Raw genomic sequence first — 11,382 nt, 5'->3', positions numbered from 1 at the left:
GCAGAAAAACCTGAAGCGTAATCATCGTCATTGCGTTTGATCGTGGCGGGAATGGCGAGCTATTCCCGGCTTTCAGGCCAGCCGATCAACAGAGCGAAAACGTTCGATACGGACGGACGGCAGGGGCCCCTTGCCGGCACGAAATATTGTCAGAAAACTTTCGGCGACATCGGCCAGATACAGAGCGCACTTAGACCGCATCGCACTAGATACCAAAATAACTTTTAAAGTGACGCCCATCATGGATGCCACGCCAGTGCTTTGGAGAACACATGTCTGTCCTCAACGTCGCCACAACACATGATTACGCCCCAGACAATCTTGTCAATATTACTGCTATCAATTTCACGGGGCCGGGATTTGCTGCGGCAATTTTCAGTGCCAGCCAATTTGGTCCGGGAAAAATCTCAAATTCGGTCGCCATTAACGGCAGCAGCAATGGTGACGAGTTCGATGTACGCCTGATCGCTGGAGGCAGTTTTTCGGCGCAGGCATGGACCTTCAGTGGCTGGAGTCCTCCAAGCGATATGATTAATTTCCTGGGCACCAGCGGCGCGGACACCGTCACCGGTTCGAGCATGATGGATACCTTCTATACCCGTGGTGGCGTCGACATCATCCATGGCGGCTTCGGCGACGACTTCTTCTTGTTTCAGCCAACAGATGCAGCCCGCGCTGGTTCGACCTTTGACGGTGGAGCAGGTAACGACACCATTGATGTCAATGGGGGAGCCGGGAGCGCCTACGATTTCTCCACCTCGACTATCACTGAGATGGAAATATTGCGTTCGATAAGCTTCGATTTTACGGCCATTTTTGGTTCGCAGCAAATCGGCGCGGGCCATATCAATCGGGTTGTCGGCAACTCAGCGAACACCCAGGTGCTGAGTGTCAACGGAACAAATATCGATCTTTCAGGCGTGACGTTCGACAATTGGGGCGGCGCTCACCAGACTATCAACGTAAATGGCACCGCGGGCAGCGACCACCTGATTGGTTCGGGCCAAAATGATCTGCTTGACGGGGGCATCGGGTCCGATTTCATGGCAGGTGGTGCAGGCAGCGACATCTATTATTTCGACAATGCCGGCGATATCGTCAGTGAAAACACCGCCGGCGCCAACGGCACCGATATCGTCAATGGCTATATCTCGATCAACCTTGGCGATGGCAACCACTTCACGGGCAATATCGAGAACGTCGCACTGCGCAGCGCAGCCTCGATCAACGCCACCGGCAACAGCCTGGCCAACACGCTGACCGGCAATTCCGGCAACAACGTACTGGACGGCAAAGGCGGCGCCGACACCATGAGCGGCGCACAGGGCAACGATACCTACTATGTCGACAATGCCGGCGATCACGTCAGTGAAAGCACGGCTGGCGCCGATGGCAACGATACCGTCAATGGCTTTATGTCGATCAACTTTGGCGACGGCAACCATTTCACGGGCAATATMGAGAACGTSRCGCTGCTCGGTGCMGCCTCGATCAACGCCACCGGCAACAGCCTGGCCAACGCGATGAACGGCAATTCGGGCGTCAACACGCTCACCGGCCTGGGCGGCAACGACACACTGGATGGCAAGGCGGGCGCCGACACCATGCAAGGCGGTATCGGCAACGACACCTACTATGTCGACAATGCCGGAGACCATGTCGTCGAGCTCAACGGCCAGGGCACCGACAATGTCCAGGCCTTCGTGTCGTTCAACCTGTCGGGACAGGAGCTCGAGAACCTGGCACTGCGCAGCGCGGCTTCGATCAACGGCACCGGCAACTCGACCGCCAACATCATCACCGGCAATTCCGGCAACAACGTCATCGACGGCCTCCTCGGCAATGACACGCTCTCCGGCAGCACCGGCAACGACAGTTTCGTCTTCACCACGGCGCTGAACGCCTCGACCAATGTCGACCACATCACCGACTTCTCGGTGGTCGAAGACACCATCCACCTCGACAATGCGATCTTTGCAGCGCTTGGCGGCAACGGCACGCTGACCGCCGACCAGTTCGTCAAGAACACGACTGGCCTTGCCGGCGACGGCAACGACCATATCATCTATGAGACGGATACCGGCTGGCTCTATTATGACAGCAACGGCAGTGCCGCTGGCGGCTCAACCCATTTCGCCACACTGGCCGCCAACCTCGCGCTCACCAACGCCGATTTCGTGGTGATCTGAACGCAGCTTGTGCGCAGTCCCAACAACGCACCTTGTAACGATCTTCACCGCGCTCACCGAATTCCGTTCATGCCAGTACGCGACGCCAGCTGCTGGCCATTTTCCACCGCGCCGGCAGCGAAAGGGAACAAGCCATGCCTATCGGACGCATCGGACAGGACTTCATCGTCAATTCGACGACAACAAACAGTCAGTACAGCCCCGTGATCACAGCGCTGGCCGACGGCCGCTTCGTGGCCACCTGGCAGTCCACTGATACCGGCGACGGCGCTGGCAGCTGCATCCGTGCCCACATCTATAACGCTGACGGTTCAGCGGCCGGCAGCGACTTCATCGTCAATTCGACAGCAACGAGCGATCAATCTAACCCCGCGATCACGGCGCTGGCCGATGGCCGCTTCGTGGCCACCTGGCAGTCCGGTGACACCGGCGACGGCGATGGCTATTGCATCCGCGCCCGCGTCTACAACGCTGATGGCAGTGCGGGCGGCAGCGACTTCATCGTCAACTCGACAGCAACTGGCTATCAGTCCAGCCCCGCAATCACGGCGCTGGCCGATGGCCGCTTCGTGGCCACCTGGCAGTCCTACGACGCCGGCGACGGGAGCAACAGCTGCATCCGCGCCCACATCTACAACGCCGACGGTTCAGCGGCCGGCAGCGACTTCATCGTCAATTCGACAACAACGAGCGATCAGGCTAGCCCTGCGATCACGGCGCTGGCCGATGGCCGCTTCGTGACCACGTGGGAGTCCCACGAAACCAGCGACGGCGACGGCAATTGCATCCGCGCCCGCATCTACGACGCCAACGGTTCAGCGGCCGGCAGCGATTTCATCGTCAATTCGACGACGGTGGGTGATCCGTATAGCCCCACGATCACGGCTCTGGCTGATGGCCGCTTCGTGGCCACCTGGCAGTCCAATGATGGCAGCGACGGCGAAGGCAGCTGCATCCGCGCCCGCATCTACAACGCCAACGGCTCAGCGGCCGGCAGCGACTTCATCGTCAATTCGACGGCAGCGGGTAATCAGTATAACCCCGCGATCACTGTGCTGGCCGATGGCCGCTTCGTGGCCTCCTGGCAGTCCAGTGATACCGGCGACGGCGACGGCAGCTGCATCCGCGCCCACCTTTACAACGCCGACGGTTCAGCGGCCGGCAGCGACTTCATCGTCAATTCGACGACAACTGGCCCTCAGTATAACTCGGCAACCACGGCGCTGGCCGATGGCCGTTTCGTGGCCACCTGGGAGTCCAGTGATACCGGCGATGGCAGCGGCAGCTGCGTCCGCGCCCAGATCTTCGACCCGACCATCTTCGTCGGCACGGCCGGCAAGGACATCTGGCAGGGCAGCAATGTCTTCGCAGACCACATCAACGGCGGCACCAGCGCCGACACGCTCTCGGGTCTTGGTGGTGACGATACGATCAGCGGCGATGCCGGCAACGACATGCTCGACGGTGGCGCCGGCAGCGACAAGCTGTTTGGTGGAGCCCATAACGATACGCTCAACGGTGGCGCCGGCGCCGATCTGATGAGCGGCGGCACCGGCGATGACACCTATTGGGTCGACAATGCCGGTGACCATGTCATCGAACTGAATGGCCAGGGCATCGACAACGTGCAGAGCACCATCTCCTTCAACCTCTCCGGTCAGGAGTTGGAGAACCTGGCGCTGCGGACCGGCGCCTCGATCAACGGCACCGGCAATTCCATTGCCAACGTCATCACCGGCAATTCGGGCGTCAACATCCTGATCGGCCTTGGCGGCAACGATACGCTGGACGGCAAGGAAGGCGCCGACACCCTGCAAGGCGGCATCGGCAACGACACCTACTATGTCGACAATGCCGGTGACCATGTCATCGAAGCGAATAGCCAGGGCACCGACAATGTCCAGGCCTATGTCAGCTTCAACCTGTCCGGCCAGGAACTAGAGAACCTGGCGCTGAGAAGCACCGGCAACATCAATGGCACCGGCAATTCGACTGCCAACATCATCACCGGTAATTCGGGCGCGAATGTCATCAACGGGCTTGGCGGCAACGACACGCTGTCCGGCAGCACCGGCCAGGACATCTTCGTCTTCACCACGGCGCTCAACGCTTCGACCAATGTCGACCACATCACCGACTTCTCGGTGGTCGAGGATACCATCCAGCTCGACAATGCGATCTTTGCAGCGCTTGGCGGCAATGGCACGCTGACGGCCGCGCAGTTCGTCAAGAACACCACCGGGCTTGCCGGCGATGGCAACGACCACATCATCTACGAGACCGACACTGGCTGGCTCACCTATGACAGCAACGGCAGTGCGGCAGGCGGCTCAATCCATTTCGCCACTCTGGCCGCAAACCTGGCGCTGACAAACGCGGATTTCGTGGTGGTGTGAGGAACGCTACATGGGCCCGCCACATCAGGACTGTGTGACGGGCTCTCGACCCCAGCAAGGACTATGCGGTTGCTGGCTCCGGGGAGTGCCGGCGCCACAGGGCTTTTGATTGAAGAAATCTGGTGGGCGATGACGGGCTCGAACCGCCGACATCTTCGGTGTAAACGAAGCGCTCTACCAACTGAGCTAATCGCCCGCTCCGGGCCGGACCTTTAAGCGGTCGAGGTCGGCTTCGCAAGGCCAAATGAGCCGGGGATGCCCTGGTTGGAGGCTGGTTTTGCCAACAAAACGTCGGCTGTCAAAAAACCTTCTCCTGTTTGCTGTTATGCTGTCTTGCTACGCTTGACACCCGGTGGCGAACCCCTTATCCAGCGCCCCAACGACGAACACGGCTGACACGTGCTCGTCAATGCGCGGGTGTAGCTCAGTTGGTTAGAGTGCCGGCCTGTCACGCCGGAGGTCGCGGGTTCGAGCCCCGTCACTCGCGCCATTTCTCCTAAGGGTATCAAGCCCTTGGCTTTGGAGAAATGTTGACGTTGATTGTCGAAATGCTTTCTCGAAAGAGCAGATTGGATCCTTTTCCGGTCTGAGTTTTGAAGGTGGCGCCTCGGCTTGCAGGCTGCCTCCGCACGGATGTTGAATACCTTCACGGGCGGCATCCCCTGTTTCTTGCAACCCGTCCCAACGGCACTGGCTTGGCCGGATATTCGAAATACCGGCGCAGACGACACCCGATCCAGATTCCGATCAACTGACACGCTTGCAACGGCAAGTCTGGCCGCTCCACGCGCTCAGAACTTTGCACAGCRCCAAAAAAAAGTCGTCGTCGCGATGCGAAGCTAGTGGCCCGGTCAGGACATCCCGCGAAAATTGTGGGAGTTAGTCCGATCCGACGACTCGATCAAAATAACGGGGGCTTTGTTCATGAGCGATCATTCCGGGATCCGCCCAAATATTCTCGAATCCACACTTGCCGCAGCTCAGCGGGATCAACGGACTCTTGACGAGCAGCGGCTCAGCATTGCGCCCCTGGTAGACGGCATGACGTTTTTCGACAGCATCCGGCACAATGATGACCGTGGTAGCGTCACGGAGGTCTACGACCCGCGCTGGGGCTGGCACGCCGACCCGCTGGTCTTCTCCTACATCTTCACAATTCGCCCCGGACTGGTGAAGGGCTGGGGCCTGCACAAGCTGCATGAGGATCGCTACTTTGTGGTCAGCGGCGAGCTGGAACTGGTTCTTTATGACCCTCGCCCCGAATCCAGCACATATGGCAAGATTTCGAAGGTTTACCTCTCCGGCAATCGTCCACGCCTGGTCAATATTCCAAAATTTGTCTGGCATGCCGACCGAAACATCGGAACGTCCGAAGTGGTGGTCATCAATTTTCCAACGATACAGTACGATCACTCAAATCCCGACAAGTACCGGCTGCCCATCGACACCGATCTCATCCCCTATGATTTCGGCAGCGCGAAGGGATGGTGAGCAAGCCTCGCTTTTCCATCCTGATGCCGACGCATTCGCGCGTCGACGTCATCGGTCTGGCCATCCAATCGGTGCTGGATCAGACCGTCGAGGACTTTGAGCTCCTGGTCGTCGGCGACGGCTGCTCGCCCGGCACGGCCGAGGTGGTCGACGCCTTTCAGGACGCCCGCATCCGCTTCTTCGATTTGCCCAAGGCGCCGAGCTATGGCTACGCCAACCGCAATATCGCGCTGCGCGAGGCCCGCGGCGACCTGATCGGCTTTGCGGCCGACGACGACCTGCTGTTTCCGGATCATCTTGAAATCCTAGCGGATGGCCTCAAGGGTGGGGCTGCCATCGCCTACAGCCAGGCGCTGTGGGTTTCCACCGATGGCATCGCAGCACCCTTCCTGACCAATCTGGAGCTGGCCGACGAGTTCAGGGTGTTCACCGAGGTCGGCAACACGATACCCGCCAGTTGCTTCCTGTATCGTGCTGATTGCCTGCCGTCGCGCGATGTCTGGCCGGAAGACGTCGCATCGGGCGGGGATTGGCAATTGTGGCGGCGAATCATGCGCGAGAACCCGCGCAATCCCCTCACCTATTGCCGCGTCCCAACCGTCCTGCATTTCAGCGCCAAATGGAAAAATTCGCGTCACTCACAGGCGGGGCAACTGGCCATTTTTCTTGATATCGCGGACGGAGCAGGCTGGTGGCCTTCAGCCTTGCGCGTCTGGATACCGAACGGCAGCAACGAACAATGTGAGTACTCGCGCCTGATGCGCGTTGACCCCGCGGCCTGGAGCGCGCAGATGCGCCGCGTGGTCGGTGATCTGGTGGCACGGCTTGCCTGGGAGGACGTCCAAACGACCCGCCCGATGCTGGCAAGCGCCGAGGCCGAGAAGGCGAGGCTGCAGTCTGAAATCTCGCGGCTGCACAATGAGCTGCAGTTGGCTCAGCAAGGCAATGCCGAGCTACGGAGGGCCGCTTCGGACGCGTTCGACAAGGAAGCTGCGTTGCAGCCGGAAATCGCGAGGCTGCGCACCGAGCTCGATCTGGCTCACCAAGGCAACGCCGAGCTACGGAGCGCCGCTTCGGATACAAGAAACGAGAAGGACGAGATCGAACAGGCGCTGCAAGCATGCCGAATGCAAATCGCGGCTTTGTATCAGTCCACAAGCTGGCGCATCACCAGCCCCTTGCGCAGGATCTCCACAAGCTTGCGTTCGAAAAAATCATAGGGCTCAAAGTCTTGAACTCAGCTTGGTTGGCGGCATCGGCGATCCGGCCGCCAAGGTGATCATTACCCCTTGGCCAGCAGAGCACCGATGAAGGCGGCGCCCGAGGCAGCGGCGGGCGCGTTATCGCCAACCGTCATGCGATGTTCAATGGGACGGCACCCGGACTGAGCGGCACACCAATATCGGAGACAAGCTTGACGAGGTCCGCTTGCCGCGTCGTGTTGGTCTTGGCATAGATGCGGCCAAGGTGGGTCTTGATCGTGTTCTCACCGACCCCGAGCGACAGGGCACTCTTCTGCGTGGTCAGTCCGCCACCCACGGCGAGCAAAACCCGCACTTCCGCCGGTGTGAGATCGAACAGTGTCGTCAGCACCGCCTCTGAGGGCGGCGCGGCCGAGGTTGTCGTCGAGATGAAGACGGCGGCGCATGCGGGACGGAAAGCCGCGCGCGCGGTCCCCTCGGTTAAAGGCAGCACATAGGCAACGGCTGGGGGCTGGCCGGCCGCGGACAAGGGCAAGCCGATGCCGCGCGCGCCAAGCGAGGCATCGGCATCAGCGGCTCCCGATATCGCTTCCAGCAGGGCGCGGCCCGTTATCGGATTTTGTGCCTGGAGGATGCCGCTTCTGGAAAAGATGGGGTGCTGTGTCGAGAGCATCGCCTCGGCACGGCCGTTCGCATAAAGGATCGCGCCATCCGCGCTGGTAAGAACGACGGCGGTCGCAAGATTGTCGAGCGTCGCGCGATAGAGACTGGCGGTCACGCGCGCCTGATCGAGCAGGTCGCCGATCAGCGAAGCGCGGCGCAAATGAGGAGAAAGCAGCGCCATAAAGCGCTGCTCCTCCGCAGTGACGGCACCCCTGCTCGCGCGTGTCGTGAAGCTCACGAGGCCGATCCGATCCGAGGTGTGCACGAATTTGGTGATGCAGCCCTCGCGCAATCCCTGTGGGCCAGCCCAGTTCCGGTAGAAAGGTGACTGCTGAAGTTCGGCTTCAGTCATGCTCGACAATGTCGATAACGGTGTGTCGATGTCGCCGACGACCACGGCCTTCAGACCTGGGATGTCCTCGAAGCCGTAGTCCTGCTGCAGAACCCGCATTTGCTCCGAATCCCAGGGCGATTGGGCCGCGAAACGGCCATACTGATCGCCGGGATCTGCCAGCGCGATGGTTGAATAGGCGGCGTCGACGGCCTCCGTGAGCCGGACCATGACGACGGTCCAGAACTCCGAATTGAGTGCGCTATCGTAGATGTCGCCGATGATCGATGAAAGCAACGCGTTGCTCAGCCTGTACATTTGCCCCTGCCCAACAGAGCCTTCCCTTTTTGTCAGTCAGGGATACCGCACGCCCTGCCTATACCAGCATGGCCCTGAAAAGCTCAACGCAAGCCGAAGGATTTCAGAGACCTCATTCTTTCGGGTGACGACATTGCAACACGCCAGGCCTAGTGGGCGGCACAAGGCAGGTTCCAGAGCGCGTCAATTTAAGGCGCCCTGGCCCTGAGTAGCGTCGGATTCCAAGACTGCGTCCAGGCGCGAGGACTCAGGAAACGTCTGCTTCAATTGAGAATCAGTTTTGACGGGGGTCAGCATGTCGGTTTGGAATGGTCTTGCGGGTGGCGCGTGGTCCAACGCTGCATTTTGGACTGGCGGCGTGCCTGACGCAATCGGTGCTACGGCGGATTTCAACAATCTAGGCGTCAGCGTCACGCATCACATCGACCTGGCGGTTCAAGGTCCGTTCACTGTCGGCACCTTGAACCTGGCGAGTTCCGCCATCGAGAATTACAGTCTCGAACACGGCTCGCTCATCATGAACAAGGCGGGCGGTGCGATCATCAGCGTAACGTCGACCTCCAATCTACAGGCAAGCGTGCTGGCGTCGTCGCTGACGCTGCAGCTCAATGCGGCAACCTTGATCGCGACGACCGGAGGCAACACGACCCTCGACGTTCAGGGGCAGATTACTGGGACGGGACTCCTAACCAAATCCGGCCTCGGCACCCTGAAGCTGTCTGATGCGACCAACAACTGGTCGGGCGGAACGCAGATCAATCAAGGCACAGTTTCGTTTGGCGCCGCTGCGTTTGGAACGGGAGACATCACGTTCGCCGGCGATAGCGTGTTCCGGTCTACAGGCGGCGCGACACTTGCCAACGATCTGATCGAACTCGCCGGCGTTTCAACATTTATCAGGGCACAGACGGGCACGTCACTTTCGTTGACCGGTACCTTCGCGGCGCTCGGCGGCGCCGGGACCGCCGTGCATTTTGGCAGCGCGACGGATAAGGGAACGATTTACTTTGGCTCAAGCAGCATCACCGCCAATGATGCGGGCTCGCTTGCCATTGACGGCGGCACGCTGAGAGTGGACAAGGCGTTCGCGTCCTTCACCAACGGGCTGGCCAACACCAATATTGCGGCCGGAGCGGTTCTCGACGCCAATGGCTACTATCTGGAACTGAACCATCTGACCGGGGCGGGCTTGATCACCAACAACGGCCTTTCCGATGTTGTCACTAACGTCTATGAGGCCGGCAGCTCCATCTTCTCGGGCGTTTTCGCGAATAGCGTGAGCCATACAGGGTTAAACAAGATCGGCACCGGCACCCTGACATTGTCAGGCGCCAATACTTACTCCGGCACGACCACTGTCGCGATCGGAACATTGCGGGCGGGAGCCGACCACGCCTTCAGCGCCACCAGTGTCGTCGACGTAAAAGCTGGCGCGACGCTCAATATCAGCACTTTCGACCAAACCATCGCCGGACTGACCGGCAGCGGCGAAGTCCGGGCCGATACTGTTACCACGGCCACCTTGACGACGAGTGTAACCCTTGACGACGTGAGGGAGTTTGCAGGCGTGATCTCGAACGGCTCGGCGGTATTTGGCGAGCTCAACCTGATAAAAAGCGGCGCGGGAACGCAGGTTCTGTCAGGCCTGAACACCTACACGGGCCAGACTACAATAGCGGCGGGAACATTGGTGCTGTCCGGGTCGGGTTCGATTGCCGATTCATCCGGACTGGCGATTTCCGCAGGGGCCACTTTCGTTCTCGGCGGGCTGTCGGGAAACAGCGCGTCGGTACGGGCATTGGCGAATGCCGGCACCGTCAGCTTCGGCGGAACGACGTTGCATCTCCTCGATCAGTCAGCCGCCCTGGGAGGCACATATATAGGGTCGGGCTTCACCGATGGTCTTCACATAGACCTCGATGCGACAGCGTCGAATTTCAGCCTCTCGACCGCAACTTTCACCAACTGGGCAGATTTTACTGACCAAATCGCCATCGTTGGCAATGGCCTTGCCAATACGATTACCGGGTCGTCCCATGCCGATACCATTGGTGGCGGCCTCGGCAACGACGTGCTGATCGGCGGAGGCGGCGAGGACAATCTGAACGGTGGCGACGGTTCCGATACGGCCTCTTATGCAAGCGCTGCCGCAGGCGTCATTGCGAACCTCTCAAATCACAAGGTCAATACCGGCGACGCCAACGGCGACAGCTATACCCTCATCGAAAACCTGACCGGATCGAGCCATGCGGACCAGCTTTACGGCGACGATGTTGCCAACATTCTGGACGGCGGCATCGGTACCGATACCATGACCGGCGCACAGGGCAGCGACTCATACTACGTCGACAATGCGGGCGATATCGTCAGTGAGAGCACTGTCGGCGCCAACGGCACCGACACCGTCAATGGCTATATCTCGATCAACCTAGGCGATGGCAATCACTTCACGGGCAATATCGAGAACGTCGCACTGCGCAGCGCGGCCTCCATCGACGCCACCGGCAACAGCCTGGCCAACACGCTGACCGGAAATTCCGGCAACAACGTACTGGACGGCAAAGGCGGCGCCGACACGATGAGCGGAGCGCAGGGCGACGACACCTACTTCGTCGACAATGCCGGCGATATCGTCAGTGAAAGCACCGCCGGCGCCAACGGCACCGATACCGTCAACGGCCACATCTCGATCAACCTTAGCGATGGCAACCACTTCACGGGCAATATAGAGAACGTGACGCTGCTCGGTGCCGCCTCGATCAACGCCACCGGCAACAGCCTGGCCAACGCGA

Annotated in this window: 6 protein-coding genes and 2 tRNA genes; 6 read left to right on the top strand and 2 right to left on the bottom strand. The window is 60.0% G+C overall.

The features are described 5' to 3' along the window. The first annotated feature begins 245 nt into the window (after positions 1-245). Positions 246-2,189, top strand: a complete 1,944-nt coding sequence (locus tag AC1D0I_RS31480; RefSeq protein WP_477400035.1) for a beta strand repeat-containing protein — start codon at positions 246-248, stop codon at positions 2,187-2,189. 134 nt (positions 2,190-2,323) lie between these two features. After that, on the top strand, positions 2,324-4,585 hold the full coding sequence (locus AC1D0I_RS31475; protein WP_457153291.1) for a calcium-binding protein: 2,262 nt from the start codon (positions 2,324-2,326) through the stop codon (positions 4,583-4,585). A 120-nt stretch (positions 4,586-4,705) separates the two neighbouring features. Here the strand turns inward: AC1D0I_RS31475 and AC1D0I_RS31470 are convergent. Next, positions 4,706-4,781: transfer RNA gene (locus tag AC1D0I_RS31470), tRNA-Val, on the bottom strand. Positions 4,782-4,998: 217 nt separating this feature from the next. Here AC1D0I_RS31470 and AC1D0I_RS31465 point away from each other — a divergent pair. The 3 genes from AC1D0I_RS31465 (at position 4,999) to AC1D0I_RS31455 (ending at position 7,296) form a co-directional block, all read left to right on the top strand. Further along, a tRNA-Asp gene (locus AC1D0I_RS31465) sits at positions 4,999-5,075 on the top strand. A 434-nt stretch (positions 5,076-5,509) separates the two neighbouring features. Then, the gene (locus AC1D0I_RS31460; protein WP_477228795.1) at positions 5,510-6,076 is read left to right on the top strand and encodes a polysaccharide biosynthesis C-terminal domain-containing protein; all 567 of its coding nucleotides are present in this window, start codon (positions 5,510-5,512) and stop codon (positions 6,074-6,076) included. Continuing rightward, positions 6,070-7,296, top strand: a complete 1,227-nt coding sequence (locus AC1D0I_RS31455; protein WP_477400033.1) for a glycosyltransferase — start codon at positions 6,070-6,072, stop codon at positions 7,294-7,296. The genes AC1D0I_RS31460 and AC1D0I_RS31455 overlap by 7 nt, the downstream gene beginning before the upstream one ends. Before the next feature lie 133 nt (positions 7,297-7,429). Here the strand turns inward: AC1D0I_RS31455 and AC1D0I_RS31450 are convergent, their stop codons facing one another. Next, a complete protein-coding gene (locus tag AC1D0I_RS31450; protein WP_477400031.1) occupies positions 7,430-8,590 on the bottom strand; it encodes a helix-turn-helix transcriptional regulator in 1,161 nt (386 codons plus the stop codon). A 358-nt stretch (positions 8,591-8,948) separates the two neighbouring features. On the opposite strand from AC1D0I_RS31450, the gene AC1D0I_RS31445 reads away from it, so the two are divergent. Beyond that, positions 8,949-11,382 (top strand): beta strand repeat-containing protein (locus tag AC1D0I_RS31445; RefSeq protein ID WP_477400030.1); only part of this gene is annotated, 2,434 nt, incomplete at its 3' end.

The organism is Mesorhizobium sp. P2_D1, from assembly GCF_056404455.1.
Note: the sequence above shows the minus strand (reverse complement) of the source record. Positions and strands in the feature narration are given on the sequence as shown.